Origin of the sequence: Serratia sp. CY27727 (assembly GCF_052169275.1) — a bacterium.
Classification (GTDB): Bacteria; Pseudomonadota; Gammaproteobacteria; order Enterobacterales; family Enterobacteriaceae; genus Serratia; species Serratia sarumanii.
In genome coordinates this window covers 591,053-612,830 of record NZ_JBJNLB010000001.1, presented here as the reverse complement: position 1 = coordinate 612,830, position 21,778 = coordinate 591,053, and the positions used below count along the sequence as shown (strand labels likewise).

At 59.0% G+C, this 21,778-nt stretch carries 22 protein-coding genes and 1 pseudogene; 18 read left to right on the top strand and 5 right to left on the bottom strand.

What is annotated here, in order from left to right; all coding sequences use genetic code 11:
- Positions 1–89: 89 nt before the first annotated feature.
- Positions 90–926 (top strand): hypothetical protein, encoded by an 837-nt coding sequence (locus tag ACJ8HB_RS03115; protein WP_047568416.1) that lies wholly within the window; start codon positions 90–92, stop codon positions 924–926.
- A gap of 37 nt (positions 927–963) precedes the next feature.
- Here ACJ8HB_RS03115 and ybjG read toward each other — a convergent pair whose 3' ends face one another.
- Both ybjG and ACJ8HB_RS03105 read right to left on the bottom strand, forming a co-directional pair.
- Entirely contained in the window at positions 964–1,569 is a 606-nt protein-coding gene (gene ybjG, locus ACJ8HB_RS03110) for an undecaprenyl-diphosphate phosphatase (protein WP_033654636.1), read from the bottom strand.
- Positions 1,570–1,574: 5 nt separating this feature from the next.
- Positions 1,575–2,309 (bottom strand): phosphatase PAP2 family protein, encoded by a 735-nt coding sequence (locus tag ACJ8HB_RS03105; RefSeq protein WP_047568414.1) that lies wholly within the window; start codon positions 2,307–2,309, stop codon positions 1,575–1,577.
- Between the two features lie 146 nt (positions 2,310–2,455).
- On the opposite strand from ACJ8HB_RS03105, the gene ACJ8HB_RS03100 reads away from it, so the two are divergent.
- Both ACJ8HB_RS03100 and eco read left to right on the top strand, forming a co-directional pair.
- Positions 2,456–3,301, top strand: a complete 846-nt coding sequence (locus ACJ8HB_RS03100; RefSeq protein WP_047568412.1) for a 5'-methylthioadenosine/S-adenosylhomocysteine nucleosidase — start codon at positions 2,456–2,458, stop codon at positions 3,299–3,301.
- 142 nt (positions 3,302–3,443) lie between these two features.
- A complete protein-coding gene (gene eco, locus ACJ8HB_RS03095) occupies positions 3,444–3,956 on the top strand; it encodes a serine protease inhibitor ecotin (protein WP_033637803.1) in 513 nt (170 codons plus the stop codon).
- A 55-nt stretch (positions 3,957–4,011) separates the two neighbouring features.
- On the opposite strand, the gene ACJ8HB_RS03090 is transcribed toward eco, so the two are convergent.
- Positions 4,012–4,917: a LysR family transcriptional regulator gene (locus ACJ8HB_RS03090; RefSeq protein WP_201751706.1), complete on the bottom strand. Its 906-nt coding sequence runs from the start codon at positions 4,915–4,917 to the stop codon at positions 4,012–4,014.
- A gap of 58 nt (positions 4,918–4,975) precedes the next feature.
- On the opposite strand from ACJ8HB_RS03090, the gene ACJ8HB_RS03085 reads away from it, so the two are divergent.
- The 7 genes and pseudogenes from ACJ8HB_RS03085 (at position 4,976) to ACJ8HB_RS03055 (ending at position 11,867) form a co-directional block, all read left to right on the top strand.
- Positions 4,976–6,145, top strand: a complete 1,170-nt coding sequence (locus ACJ8HB_RS03085; protein WP_141240895.1) for a four-carbon acid sugar kinase family protein — start codon at positions 4,976–4,978, stop codon at positions 6,143–6,145.
- Positions 6,142–7,143 (top strand): 4-hydroxythreonine-4-phosphate dehydrogenase PdxA, encoded by a 1,002-nt coding sequence (gene pdxA / locus ACJ8HB_RS03080; protein WP_094859718.1) that lies wholly within the window; start codon positions 6,142–6,144, stop codon positions 7,141–7,143. Before ACJ8HB_RS03085 ends, pdxA begins: the two co-directional genes overlap by 4 nt.
- Positions 7,144–7,175: 32 nt before the next feature.
- Complete coding sequence (locus tag ACJ8HB_RS03075; protein WP_052133450.1) at positions 7,176–7,868, top strand: 4-hydroxythreonine-4-phosphate dehydrogenase; 693 nt, start codon at positions 7,176–7,178, stop codon at positions 7,866–7,868.
- Between the two features lie 184 nt (positions 7,869–8,052).
- Positions 8,053–8,403, top strand: coding sequence for a hypothetical protein (locus ACJ8HB_RS03070; protein WP_141240896.1), 351 nt, complete (start codon positions 8,053–8,055; stop codon positions 8,401–8,403).
- A gap of 433 nt (positions 8,404–8,836) precedes the next feature.
- Positions 8,837–10,264: pseudogene (locus tag ACJ8HB_RS03065) on the top strand (phospholipase).
- Positions 10,261–11,034 (top strand): ankyrin repeat domain-containing protein, encoded by a 774-nt coding sequence (locus tag ACJ8HB_RS03060; RefSeq protein ID WP_047568404.1) that lies wholly within the window; start codon positions 10,261–10,263, stop codon positions 11,032–11,034. Before ACJ8HB_RS03065 ends, ACJ8HB_RS03060 begins: the two are co-directional and overlap by 4 nt.
- Positions 11,035–11,123: 89 nt before the next feature.
- A complete protein-coding gene (locus ACJ8HB_RS03055; RefSeq protein WP_047568403.1) occupies positions 11,124–11,867 on the top strand; it encodes an ankyrin repeat domain-containing protein in 744 nt (247 codons plus the stop codon).
- A 473-nt stretch (positions 11,868–12,340) separates the two neighbouring features.
- Here ACJ8HB_RS03055 and ACJ8HB_RS03050 read toward each other — a convergent pair whose 3' ends face one another.
- Positions 12,341–14,029 (bottom strand): aspartate:alanine antiporter, encoded by a 1,689-nt coding sequence (locus tag ACJ8HB_RS03050; RefSeq protein WP_072008430.1) that lies wholly within the window; start codon positions 14,027–14,029, stop codon positions 12,341–12,343.
- 294 nt (positions 14,030–14,323) lie between these two features.
- Between ACJ8HB_RS03050 and ACJ8HB_RS03045 the strand changes: the two genes are divergently transcribed.
- Complete coding sequence (locus ACJ8HB_RS03045) at positions 14,324–14,713, top strand: inner membrane protein YbjM (protein WP_033637808.1); 390 nt, start codon at positions 14,324–14,326, stop codon at positions 14,711–14,713.
- Between the two features lie 45 nt (positions 14,714–14,758).
- On the opposite strand, the gene ACJ8HB_RS03040 is transcribed toward ACJ8HB_RS03045, so the two are convergent.
- Entirely contained in the window at positions 14,759–15,022 is a 264-nt protein-coding gene (locus ACJ8HB_RS03040; protein ID WP_004938676.1) for a GrxA family glutaredoxin, read from the bottom strand.
- Between the two features lie 230 nt (positions 15,023–15,252).
- On the opposite strand from ACJ8HB_RS03040, the gene ACJ8HB_RS03035 reads away from it, so the two are divergent.
- From ACJ8HB_RS03035 to potI, 7 genes are all read left to right on the top strand, one after another.
- Positions 15,253–15,555, top strand: a complete 303-nt coding sequence (locus tag ACJ8HB_RS03035) for a YbjC family protein (RefSeq protein WP_033646672.1) — start codon at positions 15,253–15,255, stop codon at positions 15,553–15,555.
- Positions 15,556–15,609: 54 nt separating this feature from the next.
- Positions 15,610–16,512, top strand: coding sequence for a 30S ribosomal protein S6--L-glutamate ligase (gene rimK / locus ACJ8HB_RS03030; RefSeq protein WP_033637810.1), 903 nt, complete (start codon positions 15,610–15,612; stop codon positions 16,510–16,512).
- Between the two features lie 135 nt (positions 16,513–16,647).
- The gene (locus tag ACJ8HB_RS03025) at positions 16,648–17,127 is read left to right on the top strand and encodes a YbjN domain-containing protein (RefSeq protein ID WP_004938666.1); all 480 of its coding nucleotides are present in this window, start codon (positions 16,648–16,650) and stop codon (positions 17,125–17,127) included.
- A gap of 406 nt (positions 17,128–17,533) precedes the next feature.
- Entirely contained in the window at positions 17,534–18,643 is a 1,110-nt protein-coding gene (gene potF / locus ACJ8HB_RS03020; protein WP_047568399.1) for a spermidine/putrescine ABC transporter substrate-binding protein PotF, read from the top strand.
- Between the two features lie 123 nt (positions 18,644–18,766).
- Entirely contained in the window at positions 18,767–19,900 is a 1,134-nt protein-coding gene (gene potG, locus ACJ8HB_RS03015; protein WP_033637812.1) for a putrescine ABC transporter ATP-binding subunit PotG, read from the top strand.
- A gap of 24 nt (positions 19,901–19,924) precedes the next feature.
- Entirely contained in the window at positions 19,925–20,887 is a 963-nt protein-coding gene (potH, locus tag ACJ8HB_RS03010; protein ID WP_033646669.1) for a putrescine ABC transporter permease PotH, read from the top strand.
- A complete protein-coding gene (gene potI, locus ACJ8HB_RS03005) occupies positions 20,884–21,729 on the top strand; it encodes a putrescine ABC transporter permease PotI (RefSeq protein WP_016928360.1) in 846 nt (281 codons plus the stop codon). Before potH ends, potI begins: the two co-directional genes overlap by 4 nt.
- The last annotated feature ends 49 nt before the right edge of the window (positions 21,730–21,778 follow it).

Here is a 21,778-nt window from a genome sequence, read left to right as displayed (position 1 = left end):
TATACGTATAACTTAAAGGTGGGGTTTTGTTATTTAAATAACATTTAGCGGCTCGCGGCCTGCGCGGGCGCAACGTCGAGGGAAAAAAGATGAAGATCAACATCGAACTGGATCCTGAAGCTTTCGGGGCGCATCGGCAGGAACTGTTCCGCAATGCGGATTTCGCGGTGAGCGCGCATCGCTGCGCAGAACGCGGGCCGATGCTGACGCTGGCGAACTGCCGCGGCGCGCTGACGGTCTTGCCGTATGAGGGTCTGGCGATTTGGGACGCCGAGTTTGACGGTTATTCATTGAAATCGGGCCGCCGCAGCGCCCGCGGTCTCGGGAGAAAGCGCGCTGACGACGCGGCGTTCTGCCCCGCCTGGCCGAGCCACGACGGCGCGCCGCTGCAGATGCAGCGCGTGTGGCTGCAGCTGACGGGCGATGAGCTGACGTTGCATGGCGAAGGCGAGCGGTTGGGCGGGCGTTGGCGCATCGGCCCGGCGCTGCGTTTGGCAGCCCAGAGCGCGCAGTTCGCCATAGAGATGAAGGTCACTAACCTGGCCGAGCGGCCGCAGCCGCTGCGCTATGTGTGTCGCCTCAACTATGATTGCATTCCCGACGCGGTATTCCGCCAGAATCTGCCGACGCCGGCTTTGTTAGGGGATGCGATCGGGCAAGAACTGCTGTGCTCCGACGATCTGACGCGCTATGTGGATCAGGCCGAGTTCTTTATGCTGACGCCGCAAGGCCGGCGCTATGTGACGCGCTTCGCTACCGGGCAGTTCAACTATGGCCTGCGGCGCATCGCCGTTCAGGGCAACCGGCGGCTGCTGGCCTTTGTTCAGCCGGCGAACTGCCGCCCGAATGTGCCAGAGGGTGAGGCGGGGGTGATGCTGGGAGCGGGAAAAACGCGTGCGTTCTGCGTGACCACCGGCGCGGTGTGAAATCACGGGGCGGTAATGCCCCGGTCATGTTGTACGGTTACTCTTTCACCCAGCCGCGGCGAATGGCGAAGGCGAACAGGAAACGATACAGGCGCGACAGCTTGTCGGCGAGGGGATCGCCGAACAGATTCCACACCAGCTGGGCGAACAGGCAGCCGACCAGGCCGAGCAGGAAACCGCCGACCATATCCAGCGGCCAGTGTACGCCGAGGTAAACGCGTGACCAGGCGATGCCGACGGCGACAATCATCAGCAGCGCACCGGACCAGACTCGGTGCCAGAACAGGAACGCCAGCGCAAAGGTAAAGATGGCGGTGCCGTGATCGCTCGGGAACGAGCTGTCCGGCGCGTGCGCCAGGAAGGTATACCCCACGCCGGCGACGAATGGACGCTCATGCGGCAGCAGCGCGCCGATAGTGGAGGCGGCAAGCATGGCGAACAGCAGCGCGATCGTGGTTTTCGCCACCACTTCGCGCTGTGAAACCAGCTGGCTTTGCGGCCCCCACAGCCACAGGCCGACGATCAGCAGCGGCACGATAATGATCAGATCGCGCGCCAAAAAGGTGGCGAAATCAATCATCCACTCGGGAGACGCCGGGGTCGCATTGATCCAGGCGAAAAGAACATGGTTTAACTGCTCCATAACCGTTACCTCATCTTGCGGCACCAATAGCCGCTAACCATCCAATAAATAACCAACTGGCTTAACCAAACCCACCAACCCGCCCACAGGTTATGGGTAAGAAAATGTGCGCCGCGCATGATCTGACCAAAGCCCATCAGCATGCCGAGCGCAATGCCGCCGCACCAGCACCACCAGGCCAGGCGCGGGCGCTGCGGATAAAACAGGAAAAACAACGCCATGACCGCGAAACCGCTCGAGGCGTGCCCGCCGGGGAAACAGCGGCCGGGGCCCGGAAGCGCCGGCACCGCACCGAACAACGGGAAGGACATCGCCTTGCCGCCGTACTCGATCAGATCCCACGGACAGGAGTGCGCGCTGGTGGCCTTGAGAATGCCCACCACCAGCGGGCCGATGCCGAGAAGCAACATGCTGACGATCAGGCGCGCGCTGCGGCGATAGATGCCCCAAAACAGCGTCAGTACCGCCCCGACGATCACTATTTGCTTCAGCAGGCGGTGGTTGATCAGATCCAGCCAATCATTGTTTTGCCACGGGAAATGCCCGCTGGCGGGATCGTACCAAAGGTTGCTGATCGCCCAGTCCAGCTGTTCGCTGCGGGAGAGCCACAGGAACAGCAGGCCGCTGATCAGCAGGCCAAAAACCTGCCAACGGTAAAAGGATGCCGGCAGGGAGTAAAGGGCGGTTGTCTTAATTTGCGGTGCCGTTGAGGATTGATTTAATGACGATTCTGGATTCACGCGCAGGCTCGGTGGCAGGATTGAATAGCGCCACTGTAATCATTCCGTCTTAAGAAAACCTTAGTCCGCCGGTAAGAAAACCCTATCCGAGGCCACCGCCTTCGGCTAAGGTAATCGTTTGCTTTTTTCGGGATGAGAATGTGGTGATGCAGAATAAAGCGCGTGTCTTACTGTTGGCGGCCACCGGTGCGGTCTTTTCTCCGCTGAGCTTTGGCCAGCCTGCGGCCGCCGGGCCGATCGTGGTGCAGGGCGCCATGCCGGTGGAGGCGGAACATTTCGCCCAGCGGTTGGAAGACCCGCGCGAGGAGCAGATTGGCGGCTGGCGCTTTTGGCACGGCACCGTAGACGGCTACCCGGTGGTGGTGTCGGAGACGCTGAAGGGCATGTCCAACGCCGCGGCGGCCACGGCGATCGCCGCCACGCAGTTCCATCCGGTGGCGATCATCAACCAGGGCACCGCCGGCGGCCATGATCCGGCACTGAAAGTATATGACATCGTGTTGGGCAAATACTCGGTCAATCTCGGGGCGTTCAAAACGCCGGCCAAGGCGTTGGGGGCAGGCAGCGACTCGCGGCAGTGGCAGCCGATGGATCTGTTGGCTTCCAAAGGCAGCGCCGGCGAGGACAAAAAGGCGCACAGCCTGCGTCAGTTTCCCGCTGACCCCAACCTGCTGGCGATTGCGCAAAGCGTTAAGGGCGATTACCGACAGGGCAAGGTCGTGGAAGGGGTGATCGGCTCGGCCGACGTGTGGAACAGCGAGCTGGACCGCATTCGCTATTTCCACGACAGCTATCAAACTTCGGTCGAAGAGATGGAGACCGCCTCCGCCGCGCAGATCGCCGCCGAATTCAAGGTGCCGTTCGTCGGCATTCGCGTGTTGTCCAACAACATCACCAATCAGGGCAAATACGATCCGCAAACCGGGCTGGCATGCCAGGATTATGTTTATCAGGTGGTGAAGGCCTATATCGCCAACCTGAAGAAACACTGAGCCATTGCTTCGGTTAATCGACGATATCAGGCGATTGTCACTATTTATCGCCTATTGTAAAGAAGATTAAACCTGTGGCGGGCTTGGCGGTAGTGTATTAGTTTATAGGCGGATTATTTGACAAAAAGTGTAGGGATAAAACATGAACAAGGCATCCGTTGTATTTTCCGGCCTGCTGATGGCCGTTTCCGCCGGCGCTATGGCGGCTACCTCTGGCGATGACGCGGATATCAGCAAACAGCCGCTGGAAAAGGTCGCGCCTTACCCGAAAGCCGAGAAGGGCATGAACCGCCAGGTGATCTACCTGCCGAAGCAAGAGCACGAAGAGAACTACAAGGTGGAGCTGCTGATCGGCAAGACGCTGGAGGTGGACTGCAACCGCCACATGATCGGCGGCACGCTGGAAACCAAAACCCTGTCCGGCTGGGGCTACGATTATCTGGTGCTGGAGAAGCTCTCTGAACCGGCCTCGACCATGATGGGCTGCCCGGACAACACCAAGACCAAGCAATTCATCGCCGCCAACCTGGGCGACGCCGCGATGCAGCGCTACAACAGCCGCCTGCCGATCGTGGTGTATGCGCCGAAAGACGCGGAAGTGAAATACCGCATCTGGAAAGCCGAAGATACCGTAAGCCAGGCCGAGCAGAAGTAATCGCCGCCTGACGCCGCTCCGCTTGCCCTGCGCGGCAGGCGGAGACTTTTCCCCGTTACGCTTTCTTTCCGCCCGCCAATACCGCCCGTTCGGTTTCTTCCCCCATGACGATCAGCCAATCCAACACCGTTGAGAATATCGCATCCTCTTGGCCGTCGGCCTGGGTCATCAGCACGTAATCCGTCCCGTCAGGCGCAAAGCCATATGGCGCCACCAGCGCGCCGTTGACGATGTCATCCGCCACCAGCGCCAAAGGGCCGATGCCGATACCGGCGCCGGCGACCGCTGCCTGCAGGCTGAGATAGAAATGTTCGAAACGCAGCTCGTTGCCCGGCTGGATCTCGAAGCCGCTGTGGGCGCACCAGTCGCGCCAGGCGTGCGGGCGCGTCTCGGTGTGGAGCAGGGTGCCACGCAACTCACGCCCCGCCGCGGCATGCTCTCGGCGGCAAACCGGGCCGACCCGTTCTTTGAGGAACGGGCGGGCGATCACGTCGTCGGCGATCGGGAAATCGTTGCGGCGAATCGCCAGATCGATGCCCTCGCGTGAGAAGGCGACGGCGCCGCCGGCGGAGACCAGCTGCAGATCGCGTTCTTTCCCCACCGCCTGCTGTAAACCGGCCAGTCGCGGGATCAGCCAGCGGATCAGAAAGGTCGGCTCGCAGGAGACCACCAACGGGCGATTCTGATGATGCCGACAGGCGCGGTCGATCGCCGATTGCAGGTTGTCCAGCCCCCGGCCGATCTCGCTCGCCAGCTCTTGCGCCTGCGGCGTCGGATGCACCATGCGGCTGGTGCGCTGAAACAGCGCGAATCCCAGGGTCTGCTCGAATTCGCGCACCGCACGGCTGACGGCGCCGTCGGTGACGTTGAGTGATTTGGCGGCTTTCGACACGCTGCCGTACCGCACCGTAGCTTCGAAAGCCCGTAATACCGCCAGGTTAGGCAACCTTCGTTGACGCACTGCGCCCCCTTTTGATTGAGTTTTTATCAATCATCGATACTACGCAAATCGTTTTTTATTGCCAGCCAAATCCGCCAAAGTGTGCATCACTTTCCACTTACGGGTAACTGCGATGATTGCCATTCTCGCCGATGATCTTACCAGCGCGCTCGACGGCGCGGCCCCGTTCGCCGCACGCGGACTGAGCGCCTGCGTCATGCTGCGCCTGCCCGATGCCGCGTTGCAGGGCGCGGAGATCGTCGCCTTCGATTTAGATTCCCGCTTCGTTTCGCCGGAGCAGGCGGAGCGGCGTTTTCGCCATGCCGCCGCCAGTGTGAAGCCGGCGCGCCTCATATACAAAACGATCGATTCCACGCTGCGCGGCAATCTGGGGCCGGAAACGCGCGGGGCGCTGTCGGGCAGCGGGCGCCGTCTCGCCATCGTCGCGCCGGCCTTCCCGGATGCCGGCCGCACCACGGTGGGCGGCCGGCAATACGTCGACGGCGTCGCGCTGGAGCAGACCGCTTTTGCGCGCGATCCGAAGAACCCGATCGTCACCGGCTACGTCATGGAGCGCATGGCGGGGCTGGAGCCGACGCGTTTTCAGGTATTCGACGCCGCAGACAACGGCGAGTTGGATGAGGTCGTGAGGCGGATCGGCATTGCCGAACCGGTGGTGTGGGTGGGATCGCCGGGCCTGGCGGCGGCGCTGTCGCGTGCGTTGTCCCCTAAGGAGAACGCGGCGCCCGCTCAACCGCCGCTGAGAGCCAGCAAAGTGCTGGTGGCGATTGGCAGCCTGCATCCGGCGAATGACGCCCAGCTGGCAAGCCTGCGGCAGGCGGGTGCGGTGCTGGTTACGCTGCCTGAAGCGGCCGATCCCGAGGCGGTAGCGCAAGAGGTGCGAACGGCGTTTGCGCGCGCCGATGTGGTTTGCCTGATGTCGCCCCGGTCGCGAGCGGGTGCGGCGGACCATGCCGCTGCGCTGGGCGCGGTCGTCAGCCGTTGCACGCCAGCCTTCGATGGGCTGGTGGCGACCGGCGGCGATACCGCGCGGCGTATCGTCGACGCCATGGCGGCCGGCTCATTGACGCTGTTCGGTGAGGTGGAAGCCGGCGTGCCTTTCGGGTTGTTAAATCTGCCGGGCCGCAGGCTGCCGTTCGCCACTAAGGCGGGCGGTTTCGGCCGGGCCGGTACGTTGTTGAACTGCGTAACCCGGTTGCGCGCTGACCGAGAAGGAGAAGAACGATGACCCTTTCCACCTTGCCGCTGGCGATAACGATGGGCGATCCCGCCGGCATCGGGCCGGAGATCATTGCCAAACTGGCGGCCATAGAGCGGTTGAGCACGCCTTATGTGGTGATTGGCGATGCCGGCGCCCTGGCGCGCGCGGCGGCCAGTCTGGGGCTGACGCTGCCTATCCGCGAACTGCCCGCCTTGCTGGCGGGATGGGACGAAGCCTGGCGGCGGGGGGAGACCGCCGTCTATTCCGCCGGCGTTGCGCTGCCGGCGGACTTGCCCCTCGGCAGGCTCGATAAGCGCGCGGGCGCGGCGTCTTATGCCTGGGTGGTTGCCGCCATCGATCTGGCGCTGGCGGGGCGCATCGCCGGCATCGTCACCGCGCCGTTGAACAAGGAAGCGATGCGCCTGGCGGGGATCGATTATCCGGGGCACACCGAGATCCTGGCGGCGCGCTCGGGCACCCAGGACTTCGCCATGATGCTGGCCAATGACGAGCTGCGGGTGATCCTGGTTTCCATTCACGTTTCGCTGCGGGACGCCATCGACGCGGCGACCGTGGAAAACGAGCTGCGCGCGTTTCATCTGGCGCAAGCGGCCTGCCGGGCGTTGGGCATAGCGAAACCGCGCATTGCGGTGGCTGGCCTGAATCCGCACGCCGGTGAAAACGGCCTGTTCGGCCGCGAAGATCTTGACGTCATCGTACCCGCCATCGCCCTGGCGCGGGAACAGGGGTTGGACGTCAGCGGCCCCTGGCCCGGCGATACTGTTTTCATGCGCGCCCGGCGCGGGGAGTTCGACATTGTGGTCGCCCAATATCACGACCAGGGCCTGATCCCGGTGAAATATCTCGGGGTGGATCACGGCGTTAACGTCACCGTCGGCCTGCCGTTTATCCGCACCTCGGTCGACCACGGTACGGCGTTCGATATTGCGGGCAGCGGACGGGCGGAACACGCCAGCCTGCTGTACGCCTTCCGGCAGGCGGAAAAAATGCTGCGCGCCCAATAACTCATATCACCTGAAGACAATAAGGAAACACCATGCACACACCCGAGTTTATTTTCATGCTGACGCGCAACGACAGCACGGTGCCCGATGCGCAAGCGCGGCTGCCAGAAGTGCTGGCTGCCGGCGTGAAGCATATCGGCTTTAAGGATATCGGCCTGCCGCTGGATCAACTCAAACAGTTGGCGCAGGCGATCCACGCCGGCGGCGCCACCGCGTACCTGGAAGTGGTCAGCCTGGATGAGGAAAGCGAGATGAATTCGGCGCGCGCGGCGCTGGAATTGGGCGTTGATGTATTGATGGGGGGAACGCGCCCGGAAAGCGTGCTGCCGATCATTCGTCAGTCTGGCCTTCGCTACTACCCGTTCGCCGGCCGCATCAGCGGCCACCCCAGCGTGCTGGAAGGTGACATTGACGATATTGTCGCCAGCGCCCGCCAGCGCGCCGCTTTACCGGGCGTGACAGGGCTGGATCTGTTGGCCTACCGCTTTGCCGGCGACGTGCCGACGTTGATTCGGCGGGTGTGCGATGCGGTCGACAAACCGGTTTATATCGCCGGGTCTATCGACCGGGAAGAGCGCATCGCCGCCGTGGTGACGGGCAATGCGGTTGGCTTCACCGTCGGTACCGCAGCGCTGGACGGCGTGTTTCCCGCCGACAAGCCGGGGCTGACGGCGCAAGTCAACGCCGTGAAATGCCTGATTGGCAATGTGATCCGCAAACTGTAACGCGTCGCCATCCGGTTCTTTCCACGGCGATGGGGCGGTTATCTCATTCGTTGAATCATTAATTTGTATGGCTTCTCTTTTTTAATGCTCTTGCGAGCAGGCACGCCCTTGGGCGCTCGCCGACGTTTACCCGGCAAAACAGCGTGATTGCCGCCAGATTCAATATATATAGAGGGAGTGAAAAATGAGTAAAGGGTTAGGGAGTACCGTTGTGGCGGTGAGCCTGTTGTTAACCGGCTGCGATACCTTCAGCCTGCTGCGCGATCAAAAGATCGCCGAGGCCTTTCACGTCGGCGCCGACAAGCGCTCGGTCAGTCGGGATTTCGGCGCGCCGATCGCCACCCGGCCGACGCTGAACGGCCTGGGGGTGTGCCACGACTATAACCACCGCTTGCCGAACGGCACCGTGACGCCGTTCTACGTCGGCTTCAGAAACAGCGACGGCAAAGTGGTGGCCTTTGGCCCCACCACCTGCGGGGAAGCGCAGGCCAACGGCAACCTGAACAGTGATGAACCTATTAAACAGCGGTTCTAAACGGGTGCTGCTGCGCCGGCCTGTGGCCGGCGCAGCAAAAGCAGCCCAGCAACGTCGGGTGTGCCATTTTTCTTTTTCTCTGTATCCCTTCTGATTTTCCGCCAGGCTTTTATCTGAGATTTATTTTCCTACGGCGTATGCCAGACGCCGCTGCCGAAAAACACCATTACATGAATTCTCTCCACCGGGTGTTACGGTGTGAACAGCAAGACAACAAAGCAATCTTTGCTGAATTGTGCTAGTTTTTCGAACATTCACGAACATGCAGTGACCTGCAAGATAAGGATATCCAATGCGTTATCGTTCGCTAAATCTCGGCGAGGTGACAAGGAAAGGGGCCGGAACGCCGCCTCAGGGAAGTGACGTTCGGGCTGGTGCCGTATGAAGCTGCTCTCTCTTTTCTGAACACACGGCGCCGGAAAGTTTCTCCCGGATACTCACCCCGACACAAGCGCACCATGAGCTGGAACGGCATTATCTGTTCGGCGGCGCAGCCGGCATATCGATAAGCAGCCGGTACTCCATAACCCGCAATACTCAATCCGGTATTGGCGTCACCGGTTATCGTGAGGACGCGATTGTGAAGCGCAGCGTGTTCGATGATCTCAATCGGGGCGGCTTGCTGGCGATTGATGAGGGAATGGGCGCCTGGACGCCGACGAAATTCGCGTTTTACGTCGACGCGGAAGGCCGATTACAGCGCTATCCCGGCAGCTCTCTTCCTGCCTTTTATCCAACTGGGCGCGTGATCGCCCGCTATGAAGAAATGGTCAGCCGCTATGGCCGGCGGGCAAAACCGACGGTGCTGCCGGCGAGGCAGAATACGACCCGGAATCCCCCTCTGCAGCAAGCTATCGCTACCGCAGTGGCAACCGTTGCCGCCACGGTACAGGCCATCCGTCCGATGACCTAGGCAGAACGCTGGCAAGAACGTCAGTACCTCATAGGGCGAGGCAACCGCAGCATTTACCCGGATGCGCGTATGGCGGCACAGCGATTGGCGGAGAACAACGTCGCGGTCGAAAAGGCGAAGCTGGCTGAGAATGTTTACAAGACCACTAACCCACTCAAGGACACGATAGACATCCCTGAGGGTTGGAAGGACATCAGTAACAATGATGGGGCGCTGGGCCGGCTTGGTTTGAGCAGTAACATGCTTTATGACAAACCAATGAATCCTGACTTTTTAGCCCGAGTTTATCAGCCAGACGAAAGTGTCTTTGGCAAGGCGATGAACCCGACGGTGGTATTCCGCGGATCGCGGGCACCAGAATTCCCGGAGGGAATAAGCCGCGCAACCCAAAAAGCCTTAATAAGGGGTGACTTATCAGGCATTAAAAATCTCAGTGACTGGAAAAACAACGGTGCTCAGGGAATAGGGCTTAATTCTGAATACTACAAAAAAGCGGTTGGTATTGGCGATAAAATTTCAAAGGTATCCAATATCGACGTTGCAGGTCATTCATTAGGCGGTGGCATGGCGTCTGCTGCCTCCATGGCCAGCGGCAAGCCAGCTTGGACGTTTAATGCCGCTGGATTGCATGCGGGAACCGTAGGAAAATACGGCGGTTCGATAATAGGTAGCGCCGATAATATTCAGGCGTATCGCGTAAAAGGGGAGCTATTGACTAAGCTGCAGGAGGTTGATTTGTGGGAGGATGCTAAAGACCTCAATTTTTATCCGCCCGCGGTGATGGCGAAAGAGCGGTTGTCCATGTTGGCTCCTGACGCCGTAGGGGTTAAACACACGCTTCCCGGTGGAACAGGCTCACTGCTGGATAAGCACGGTATAGACCAGGCGATACAATGCATTGAAAATGAAAAAGACGATGACATTGCCACAATCAAGGGAAGAATATGAAAAAAATCATACTCATTATCACGATGGTAGTGTCTACGCTCATCATGCAGGGGTGCAAACAAGGTATGGATTTACAACCGCAGGATTATTTTGACGGTCAGCAATTGGACATTGCCAAAGCCATTTATGATGGTGATAGGCCGCAGTTGGATAAACTGTTGTCATCAGTAAACAAAGAGATCTTAAATCGTCCAGCTAAGGAAGAAATGACCTTATTGTTCTGGGCAATAAACAATGCTATCTATGATAAAACCACACCTGAAAGGCTGGAAATTATCACTGACTTGGTAAAAGCCGGCGCAGATCCTTTACAGCCTCAACCCAACACGCCAGGTAGCCCAGCTGAATTTGTTATGAAAGCGGATAAAGGCATCTGGATACAGGCTATGTTAGAGGGCGGACTTTCTCCAAATGCTAGGGATAAGGTTCATAATCAACCCATTATATTTAATAGCATCTTTGCAAAAAACACAGAAACATTAGAGGTCATGTTGGAGCATGGTGCTGATATAAATATAAGAAATTCACTGGGTGATACGCTGCTCATCGATGCTTTAGACTATCACTCCTATGACCACGTCATTCTTCTTTTAGAAAAAGGTGCCGATAGCGATATAAGAGGCAACTCGGGTTGGACGATGGGCAATCAACTGCAACGGCTGATTAATAGGAGTCAGGACGGCAGTGAGGCGAAAGAGTCTCTTGAGCGCATCAGAGACGAGCTAATTAAGCGTGGCGGGAAATGGCCGCCTCTCCCTGTCAGTAAATAAGCCGTTCTCAGTATCCCAAGGGTGTAGAGGGATACTGATACGGTAATAAAGCAAAGTTGGGCCGTGGTTATGTTAAAAATGGAGATGGCATGAGGCACAGCGCTCTTATCATTATCATGTTGCTGTCGATGCTCATGATGCAGGGATGCGAACAAGGTAGGGATCTACAACCACAGGATTACTTTGAAGGGAAGCAGCTGGACATCGCCAAGATCATCTACGAGGGTGACAGGCAAAAGCTGGATAAGATTTTACCGACGGTAAGCAAAGAAACGTTAAATCGGCCGGCCAAGGCGGAGATGACGTTATTATTCTGGGCGATAAATAACGCTATCTTTGACAAGAACACGCCAGAGCGGCTCAAGATCATTACGGATCTGGTCAAGGCGGGAGCAGACCCACTGCAGCTAAGAGCTGAGGGGGGAAGTAGCCCAGCTGAATTTGTTATGAAGGCGAATAAAGGCGTATGGATACAAGCTATGTTAGAGGGCGGGCTCTCTCCAAATGCCAGAGATAAGGTTCATAATCAACCCATTATATTTGAAAGTTTTGATGCGGCGAACACCGAAACATTAAAGATATTAATTGCATACCAAGTTGATGTTAATATCAAAGGCGCTATGAGCCGAATGCCATTAATTAATGCGCTGTATAACAGTTGCCCTGAGCACATTGAGGTTCTTTTGGCTCATGGCGCTAACCCCTTAGCCAAAGATGATTTTAATGACAGCTTCCTCTCTCTGATTTCTGCGGAAATAGCCAAAGGGGATAAGAGCAATGCGTACATAAAAAAGCTAATTAAAATTAAAGAAAAAATAAAACAGGTGGATTAGTTCGCCTCGAGTCTCATGGCGGACAATGCTGGCACTTCCCCCAGTGCACTTCCATGACGTGATGACATACAGGAAGATGATGGAATGAGCCACCAAAGAGCACCCAGCCGGTGGTGACGAGAGTGGTGCTGTTAAGAGCCGTTTTTGGCGCCACCGAACAGTGGCGAACCCACAAGCAGCGTTTCTATTTTGAAACCTGCACATTGATGGGGATGCTGGCGTAAGCGACACCCAGAGGCAGGATGCTTTATGTCTGACGACGAGGCAGCGACAGCAGGTATTGCGGGCTGTTTCAGGCAACAAAAAACCCGATAATCTTGAACCTAAAAGGCGGGATTATCGGGCTCCACAAAATGGGGACATCAAAGAAAAGCAGTGGCACTAATTCAGACTGCGGCCCCCAACGAAAGTTCTGGCCGGCGACAAAAAAATCAAAATATTTTTATCGCCGAACCATCTCTCCCGCTAATCGATCAGCCGAGTATCCCCGGCCATAGCACCACGATAAGTGAACCCGCCAGCGTTAACAGCACGTTAGCGATGGCGTAGGTGCCGGCATAGCCCAGCGCCGGGATATTGCTGCGCGCGGTGTCGCTGATGATCTCCATCGCCGGCGCGCAGGTGCGGGCGCCCATGATGGCGCCGAACAGCAGGGCGCGGTTCATGCGCAGCACGTAAGCGCCGAACAGGAAGCAGATTACCACCGGCACCAGGCTGACGATCAGCCCGGCGATCAGCATCTGGCCGCCGACCGCGCCCAGGCTGTGGCCGATGCCGGCGCCGGCACTCAGGCCCACGCCCGCCATAAACACCATCAGGCCGAACTCTTTCACCATGTTCAGCGCGCCCTGTGGAATGTAGCCGAAGGTCGGGTGGTTGGCGCGCAGGAAGCCGAGCATGATGCCGGACATCAGCAGGCCGGCGGCGTTGCCGATGCCGAACGAGAAGTTACTGAACTGAATGGTGATCTGGCCGATCAGCAGGCCGATGATGAAGAAGGCGCAGAACGCCAGTAGGTCGGTCACCTGGCTGTGGATCGAGATAAAGCCAATCTTCTCCGCCACGCTCTTCACCCGGCGCGCGTCGCCGCTCACCTGCAGCACGTCGCCCTTGTTGAGCACGATGCTGTCGTCGATCGGCATTTCGATCTGGCTGCGGATCACGCGGTTGAGGAAGCAGCCGTGGTCGGTCAGCTTCAGCTGGCTCAGGCGCTTGTTCACCGCGTTGCTGTTCTTCACCACGATCTCTTCGGTGACGATGCGCATGTCGAGCAGATCGCGATCGAACACTTCCTTGCCGTTGCGGAAGCTCGGATCCAGCCGCGCGTGGGCGTCCGGGTAGCCGACCAGCGAGATCTCGTCGCCCACCTGCAGCACCGCGTCACCGTCCGGGTTGGCCAGAATGCCGTTGCGGCGGATGCGTTCGATGTAACAGCCGGTCTGGCGGTAGATGCCCAGTTCGCGCAGGTTCTTGCCGTCGGCCCAGGCCACCAGTTCGGGGCCGACGCGGTAGGCGCGGATCACCGGCAGGTAGACCTTGCGCTGGCTGTCGGTGTCCAGGCCGCGTTCGCGGGCGATCTGCTGGGCAGAGGTGGACAGGTCCTGGTGCTGCAGCTTCGGCAGGTAGCGCGCGCCGAAGATCAGGCTGACCAGACCGATCAGGTAGGTGAGGGCGTAGCCAAGGCTCAGATGATCCTGCGCCGCCAGCAGCGCCGGGCCGTTGACGATGGTGTTGCGCAGCGTGTCGCCGGCGCCCACCAGCACCGGCGTCGAGGTCATCGAGCCGGCCAGCATGCCGGCGGTCAGGCCGATGTCCCAGTGGAACAGTTTGCCGAGACCGATGGCGATCACCATCGCCGAGCCGACCATCACCAGCGCCAGCATCAGGTAGTTTTTGCCGTCGCGGAAGAAAATCGAGAAAAAGTTGGGCCCGGCTTCCACGCCGACGCAGAAAATAAACAGCATGAAGCCGAGATTCAGCGCCTCGGTGTTAATGGCGAAGTGTTGCTGGCCGAGCAGCAGCGAAACCACCAAAACGCCAATGGAATTACCGAGTTGGACGGAGCCCAGACGGAGTTTACCGAGGCACAGCCCCAGTGCGAGTACCACGAACAGTAACAGAATGTAGTTACCGTTTAACAAACTAGCGACGTTTATGTTCACGGAGGATAACTTATTGTTTACCAGTAAGTGCTTGATATAGATAACTATAAGAGATAGATTCAGCCTTAAAACGACGTTATAAATCACCACCAGCGGAAGGCGAAGCGAACCATCGTTCGGCGGCGTTCATTCTAGACGCTATGACCGATGACAGCCAGCACAGAAAGCTGATTTCCTGCGCCGCCGTGCGCATTTAACTCTCTTTTGACCAAGGAAAAAATTCGGTTCAGCGTCACCGCGCGGATGAGCGGGCCGATTTCTATTGATGCGGTAATTGGGCGGGGGAGAATTCGCATGACGAGTTATAGATATTGGCTGGGCATTCTCAGCTGTTTTCTGTTGTTCAGCCTGGTGTTTCTCGGCCAGCAAACCGGCCTGTTCGGCAGCACGGATCATGAGCACCACGGCGAAACCGGCCTGCTGCTGTTTGTGATCCCCGGTGCGATCGCCAGCTATCTGTCGAGCCGCAAGCGGCTGCTTTGCCCGCTGCTCGGCGCGCTGTATGCGCTGCCGCTGTGCCTGTTGATCCGCCACTTCTGGCTGACGCCGTCTTCTTCGTTCTGGCAGGAGCTGGCGTACGCCACCAGCGCGGTGTTCTGGTGCGTGTTCGGCGCGATGCTGATGCTGTTCGCCCTCGGCCTGTTGCAGACGCTGCAGCAGCTGCACCGGCGGCAGCGGCAATAAAAAAAGGCGCGTTAAGCGCCTTTTTTGTCTTTGTCGTTCAAAAACTTACTGGAACAGGTTCAGGTGTTCTTTGGCGTAAGCTTCGAAATCGGTGCAACCGCCGATGTGCTTCTCATCCAGGAAGATCTGCGGCACGGTTTCGACCGGTTTGCCGACGGTTTTTTCCAGATCGGCCTTGGTGATGCCTTCCGCGTGGATGTCAACGTAACGGAAGTTGAAATCGTCGCGTTCTTCAGTCAGTTTTTCCGCCAGTTCTTTAGCGCGGACACAATAAGGACAGCCAGGACGCCCGAAGATTACTGCAAACATGCAACGCTCCTTAATTGGATTTTCAATAAATTGTTCGCTACCGCAACGACATCCCGTCACCGAAAAAGTCATTACCTGCGTCAGATGGCGCCTACTATGCCCGTTGAGGCGGTGAAAAAAAAGCAGGAATTACCTGTTAGTTTGATTCATGTAACCAATTAGTCGGCCGGGGCTGTCGCCGCCGACGGGAATTCACTACACTGGAGGCAGACCTTCTGGAGAAGAAAAATATGCGTTCATTCGGTGACTTACCGCGCCCGGTGCTGGTGTTGGAAGGGCTGGGCATCGTGATGCTGGTGCTGGCCTACCTCAGCATTCACGGCCACCTGCAGCTGCCGGGCTGGCTGGCTTCGCAGCAGGCGGCGGTCGGCATGATTTTCCTCGGCGTGGCGCTGATGGTGCCGGCGGCGGCGTTTCTGGTGTGGCGCGTGGTGCAGGGCTTCGGGCCGCTGATGCGCGGCGGGTTGCCGCCGGAAAACGATCGCCGCAAACCGCAATCGAAAGATAATCAGGACAGCGATCCGCGCGCCTGAGCGCCGCGGCCGCTAACCCGCCTGCCGGGCAGGCGTTGGCCTTTGGGGTGACGAGTGAAAATTGCCATTCTTTCTCGCGACGGAACGCTCTACTCATGCAAGCGGCTGCGTGAAGCGGCGGAAGATCGCGGGCACAGCATCGATATCATCGATCCGCTCTCCTGCTACATGAACATCAATCCGGCGGCGCCGACCATTCATTATCGCGGCCGCCAACTGGAGCGTTACGATGCGGTGATCCCGCGCATCGGCTCCGCCATCACCTTTTACGGCACGGCGGTGCTGCGCCAGTTCGAGCTGCTCGGCAGCTACCCGCTAAACGAATCCGTGGCCATTACCCGCGCCCGCGACAAGCTGCGTTCGCTGCAGCTGCTGGCGCGGCAGGGCATCGATCTGCCGATTACCGGCTTTGCCCATTCGCCGGACGATACCGGCGATCTGATCGAGCTGGTCGGCGGCGCGCCGTTGGTGGTCAAGCTGGTGGAAGGCACGCAGGGCATCGGCGTGGTGCTGGCGGAAACCCGCCAGGCGGCGGAAAGCGTGATCGACGCCTTTCGCGGGCTGAACGCCCATATCCTGGTGCAGGAGTACGTGCGTGAAGCGCAGGGGCGCGACGTGCGCTGTTTGGTGGTCGGCGGCCGGGTGGTGGCCGCCATCGAACGGCAGGCCAAGCCCGGCGAGTTTCGCTCCAACCTGCACCGCGGCGGCACAGCCCGCAAGGTGACCATCACCGCCAGGGAGCGGGCGATCGCGGTGAAAGCGGCCAGCACGCTGGGGCTGGACGTCGCCGGGGTGGATATCCTGCGCGCCGAGCGCGGCCCGCTGGTGATGGAGGTCAACGCGTCGCCGGGGCTGGAAGGGGTGGAAACCACCACCGGGCTGGACATCGCCGGCATGATGATCGAATACATTGAGCAGCGCGGCCGGCCGGGCTTTCGCCTGAAATCCGGCGGTTGACGGGGCGGGGGCGCGCTTTTCCCGCCGTGCAATATCTGAATTAGTGAATTAAGCCGCATTGATCGTGGCGTATCGGGTGAATATTCCGTAAGCTATGCGCCTTTTCGCGTATTGAATATTGTGAGGCTGGTTATTATGGATTCACTCATTGTCCCCGATTTGGCGCTGTTGCGGCGCTGGCTGGATCAGTCGGGCATCTCTTTCTTTGAGTGCGATTCCTGCCAGGCGCTGCACCTGCCGCACATGCAGAACTTCGACGGCGTGTTCGACGCCAAGATAGATCTGGTGGACAACGTCATTCTGTTTTCCGCGCTGGCCGAGGTGAAGCCGACCGCGCTGATCCCGTTGGTGGCGGACCTGAGCCAGATCAACGCCAGTTCGCTGACCATCAAGGCGTTCGTCGACATTCAGGACGACAACCTGCCGAAGCTGATCGTCTGCCAGTCGTTAAGCGTGGCGGTCGGCATCACCTACGAGCAGTTTACCCACTTCATGCAGCAGGGCGAAGAGCAGGTCTCGATGGTGATCCTCGAGGCGCGGGCGAACGATCTGCTGTTTATGGGTGATGAAGAAGAGATCCCCGCTGGCGCCGTGCGTCAGCCGATGCTGCACTGATCCTCGTCGTACCTTAAGCATGCCGTCGCTCCGGCGGCATGCTGCCGTTATTCCCCTCCGCAATAAAATATTCTGCACTTTGGCCTTTGCCGCCCGATCTTTCTCGCCTTTTGTGCCGTTAATGGCGTATCACATAGAGAAAAACTGCATAAAAAATCGATAAAAGGCGTTTTTTACCCTGGGGGCTGGCGGGTTGCGATGGCAGCGGCTATGCTGCTGATTCTGCAAAGGGCTTGCGATTTCCCTTGTGGCCACGCGAGCAGGGCAGTGAAAAAAGGCGCATGCAATCATATGCATAGCCATTCAGTTCGCGGTTGCAACGATTGCGCTCGATCAGGAAAGGTTTTGTATCGCTGCAGATACAAGTTCAATTCTATGATTCACCCTGTTTTGGAGGAAGTTACGGATGGTCACCCAACGTAAAAAGTGGTTATCGGGTGTGGTTGCCGGCCTGTTGATGGCCGCGTCCGTCACGGCGTCAGCCGAAGAGAAAACGCTGCACGTGTATAACTGGTCCGACTATATCGCGCCGGATACCCTGGCCAAATTCCAGAAAGAAACCGGCATCAAGGTGGTGTACGACGTCTTTGACTCCAACGAAGTGTTGGAAGGCAAATTGATGGCGGGCAGCACCGGTTATGATCTGGTGGTTCCTTCATCCAACTTCCTCGAGCGCCAGTCGCAGGCCGGCATCTTCGAGCCGCTCGACAAGAGCAAAATGCCCAACTACAAGAATCTCGATCCCGAGATGCTGAAGCTGGTGGCGCACAATGACAAGGACAACAAATACGGCATCCCTTACCTGATGGTGACCACCGGCATCGGCTACAATGTCGACAAGGTGAAGGCGGCATTGGGCAAAGACGCGCCGGTCGACAGCTGGGATCTGATCCTCAAGCCGGAAAACCTCGAGAAGCTGAAAAGCTGCGGCGTCTCCTTCCTCGATGCGCCGAGCGAGGTCTACGCCACCGTGCTGCACTATCTGGGCAAAGATCCCAACAGCACCAACGCGGCGGACTATACCGGCGCGGCTAACGATCTGCTGCTGAAGCTGCGGCCGAACATCCGTTACTTCCACTCGTCTCAATACATCAACGATCTGGCGAACGGTGATATCTGCGTGGCGATCGGCTGGTCCGGCGACGTGATGCAGGCGGCCAATCGCGCCAAAGAGGCGAAGAACGGCGTGAACGTGGCCTACGCGATCCCGAAAGAAGGGGCGCTGACCTACTTTGACATGTTCGCCATGCCGGCGGACGCCAAGGACAAAGACGCCGCCTACCAGTTCCTGAACTTCCTGATGAAACCTGACGTGATGGCCGGCATCAGCAACTATGTCTATTACGCCAATGCGGTGAAGGACTCCACGCCGCTGGTGAACGCTGAGGTGCGCAATAACCCGAACGTCTATCCGCCGGCCGATCTGCGCGCCAAGCTGTTCACGCTTAACGTACAGTCGCCGAAGCTGGACCGTGTCATTACCCGCGCATGGACTAAAGTTAAAAGCGGGAAGTGATGATGGGGGGATATCCCCCGATCGTCGGTAAACCGGCAGGCGGGCGCTCCCCGCCTGCATTGCCGTTTTGGGCCACGGCGCTCGCCGTGGTTTTGTGCCGCTTTACGCCGGAGAGCACCCCGATTGAACGACGCCATCCCTCGTCCTCAAGCCAAGTCGCAGAAGGTTTTCACCCCTCTGCTGGAAATCCGTAACCTCACCAAAACCTTCGACGGGCAGAACGCGGTCGAAGACGTCAGCCTTACCATCTACAAGGGCGAGATCTTTGCGCTGCTCGGCCCGTCCGGCTGCGGTAAGTCCACCTTGCTGCGCATGCTGGCCGGTTTCGAGCAGCCCTCGGAAGGGCAGATCGTGCTCGATGGGCAGGATATGTCGCACGTGCCGCCGTACCAGCGGCCGATCAACATGATGTTTCAGTCCTACGCGCTGTTCCCGCACATGACGGTGGAGCAGAACATCGCCTTTGGCCTGAAGCAGGACAAAATGCCACGGGCGGCGATCGCCGAACGGGTGGCGGAAATGCTGGCGCTGGTGCACATGCAAGAGTACGCCAAACGCAAGCCGCACCAGCTTTCCGGCGGCCAGCGGCAGCGGGTGGCGCTGGCGCGCAGCCTGGCCAAGCGGCCCAAGCTGCTGCTGCTGGATGAGCCGATGGGCGCGCTGGACAAGAAACTGCGCGATCGCATGCAGTTGGAAGTGACCGACATTCTCGAGCGCGTCGGCGTCACCTGCGTGATGGTGACGCACGATCAGGAAGAGGCGATGACCATGGCGGGGCGCATCGCCATCATGAACCGCGGCAAGTTCGTGCAGATCGGCGAGCCGGAAGAGATCTACGAGCATCCGAACAGCCGCTTCAGCGCCGAATTTATCGGCTCGGTCAACGTCTTCGACTGCGTATTGCAAGAGCGCCACGACGATGCGCTGATCCTGCAAAGCCCAGGGTTGCGCCATGCGATCAAAGTCGATCCGGACGCCTCGGTGGTGGACGGCGTGCCGATCCAGGTGGCGCTGCGACCGGAAAAGATCCTGCTGTGCGAACAGGTGCCGGAAGACGGCTGCAACTTCGCGGTGGGAGAAGTGGCGCATATTTCCTACCTGGGCGATCTGTCCATTTATCACGTGAAGCTGCACAGCGGGCAGATTATCAGCGCCCAGCTGCAAAACGGCCACCGTTTCCGCAAGGGGATGCCGACCTGGGGCGATGAAGTGCGTCTGTGCTGGGAAACCGACAGCTGCGTAGTGTTGACGGTGTAGTGGAGCCGGTGAGGAGTAACCCGTATGACCCTGCTTTCTGAACGCACGCCGGAACCGCCGGCCAAAACGCCCGGCACCCTCAAGGCGCTGTTCCACCGCCTGCTGATGGCTCACGGCCGCAAGCTGGTGATCGCGCTGCCGTATTTATGGCTGACGCTGCTGTTCATGCTGCCGTTCCTGATCGTGTTCAAGATCAGCCTGGCGGAGCTGGCGCTGGCGGTGCCGCCTTACACCGAGCTGATGAGCTGGGTGGACGGCAAGCTGAACATCGCGCTCAACTTTGCCAACTACCTGCAGCTGACCGACGATCCGCTGTATATCGACGCCTACCTGCAGTCGCTGCGCGTGGCGGCGGTCTCGACGCTGTGCTGCCTGATCATCGGTTATCCGCTGGCCTGGGCGGTGGCTCACAGCAAGGCGTCAACCCGCAACATTCTGCTGCTGCTGGTGATCCTGCCTTCCTGGACCTCGTTCCTGATCCGCGTCTATGCCTGGATGGGCATTCTGAAAAACAACGGCATTCTTAATAACTTCCTGATGTGGCTGGGTGTCATCGATCAGCCGCTGGTGATCCTGCACACCAACCTGGCGGTGTATATCGGCATCGTTTATTCCTATCTGCCGTTTATGGTGCTGCCGATCTACACGGCGCTGATCCGGCTGGATTACTCGCTGGTGGAGGCGTCGCTGGATCTGGGCGCCCGGCCGCTGAAAACCTTTTTCAGCGTGATCGTGCCGCTGACGCGCGGCGGCATCATCGCCGGTTCGATGCTGGTGTTCATTCCGGCGGTGGGGGAGTTCGTGATCCCGGAACTGCTCGGTGGGCCGGACAGCATCATGATCGGCCGCGTGCTGTGGCAGGAGTTCTTCAATAACCGCGACTGGCCGGTGGCCTCGGCGGTCGCTACCATCATGCTGCTGCTGTTGATCGTGCCAATTTTGTGGTTCCACAAACACCAGAACAAGGAAATGGGGGGGCAGGCATGAACAACTTGCCGGTAGTGCGTTCACCGTGGCGCATCGCCATCCTGACGATCGGCTTTACCTTCCTGTATGCGCCGATGCTGATGCTGGTGATCTACTCCTTCAACAGCTCCAAGCTGGTGACGGTGTGGGCCGGCTGGTCCACGCGCTGGTATACCGAACTGTTCCACGACTCGGCGATGATCAGCGCGGTGGGGCTCAGCCTGACCATCGCCGCCGCTTCCGCCACCGCCGCGGTGGTACTGGGGGCCATCGCCGCCGTGGTGATGGTGCGCTTCGGCCGCTTTCGCGGTTCGACCGGCTTCGCGTTTATGCTGACTGCGCCGCTGGTGATGCCGGACGTGATCACCGGCCTGTCGCTGCTGTTGCTGTTCGTGGCGATGGGGCACGCCTTCGGCTGGCCGTCGGAGCGCGGCATGTTCACCATCTGGCTGGCGCATGTCACCTTCTGTACCGCTTACGTGGCGGTGGTGATCAGCTCGCGCTTGCGCGAGGTGGATCGCTCAATTGAAGAGGCGGCGATGGATCTGGGGGCGCCGCCGCTGAAGGTGTTCTTCGTCATCACCTTGCCGATGATCGCGCCGGCGCTGATCTCCGGCTGGATGCTGGCGTTCACCCTGTCGCTGGACGACCTGGTGATCGCCAGCTTCGTCTCCGGCCCGGGCGCCACCACGCTGCCGATGCTGGTGTTCTCCAGCGTGCGCATGGGGGTGAATCCGGAAATTAACGCGTTGGCCAGCCTGATCCTGCTGGTGGTGGGCATTCTCGGCCTGATCGCCTGGTGGTTTATGGCGCGCTCGGAAAAACAACGATCGCGCGAATTGCAGCGGGCGGCCCGTAGCTGAATCGTAACAAACCTGCTATTTTTGCAATCAATAAGTATTGCAACTAACT

Excerpts from the sequence above, each read along its gene's own strand:
- ACJ8HB_RS03070 (WP_141240896.1), top strand. The coding sequence starts at position 8,053 with ATGAGTAAAGGGTTAGGGAGTACCGTTGTGGCGGTGAGCCTGTTGTTA.
- eco (WP_033637803.1), top strand. The coding sequence starts at position 3,444 with ATGAACAAGGCATCCGTTGTATTTTCCGGCCTGCTGATGGCCGTTTCC.
- pdxA (WP_094859718.1), top strand. The coding sequence starts at position 6,142 with ATGACCCTTTCCACCTTGCCGCTGGCGATAACGATGGGCGATCCCGCC.
- potI (WP_016928360.1), top strand. The coding sequence starts at position 20,884 with ATGAACAACTTGCCGGTAGTGCGTTCACCGTGGCGCATCGCCATCCTG.
- ybjG (WP_033654636.1), bottom strand. The coding sequence starts at position 1,569 with ATGGAGCAGTTAAACCATGTTCTTTTCGCCTGGATCAATGCGACCCCG.
- ACJ8HB_RS03025 (WP_004938666.1), top strand. The coding sequence starts at position 16,648 with ATGGATTCACTCATTGTCCCCGATTTGGCGCTGTTGCGGCGCTGGCTG.
- ACJ8HB_RS03060 (WP_047568404.1), top strand. The coding sequence starts at position 10,261 with ATGAAAAAAATCATACTCATTATCACGATGGTAGTGTCTACGCTCATC.
- potH (WP_033646669.1), top strand. The coding sequence starts at position 19,925 with ATGACCCTGCTTTCTGAACGCACGCCGGAACCGCCGGCCAAAACGCCC.
- potF (WP_047568399.1), top strand. The coding sequence starts at position 17,534 with ATGGTCACCCAACGTAAAAAGTGGTTATCGGGTGTGGTTGCCGGCCTG.
- ACJ8HB_RS03100 (WP_047568412.1), top strand. The coding sequence starts at position 2,456 with ATGCAGAATAAAGCGCGTGTCTTACTGTTGGCGGCCACCGGTGCGGTC.
- ACJ8HB_RS03075 (WP_052133450.1), top strand. The coding sequence starts at position 7,176 with ATGCACACACCCGAGTTTATTTTCATGCTGACGCGCAACGACAGCACG.
- ACJ8HB_RS03055 (WP_047568403.1), top strand. The coding sequence starts at position 11,124 with ATGAGGCACAGCGCTCTTATCATTATCATGTTGCTGTCGATGCTCATG.
- ACJ8HB_RS03045 (WP_033637808.1), top strand. The coding sequence starts at position 14,324 with ATGACGAGTTATAGATATTGGCTGGGCATTCTCAGCTGTTTTCTGTTG.
- ACJ8HB_RS03035 (WP_033646672.1), top strand. The coding sequence starts at position 15,253 with ATGCGTTCATTCGGTGACTTACCGCGCCCGGTGCTGGTGTTGGAAGGG.
- ACJ8HB_RS03040 (WP_004938676.1), bottom strand. The coding sequence starts at position 15,022 with ATGTTTGCAGTAATCTTCGGGCGTCCTGGCTGTCCTTATTGTGTCCGC.
- ACJ8HB_RS03115 (WP_047568416.1), top strand. The coding sequence starts at position 90 with ATGAAGATCAACATCGAACTGGATCCTGAAGCTTTCGGGGCGCATCGG.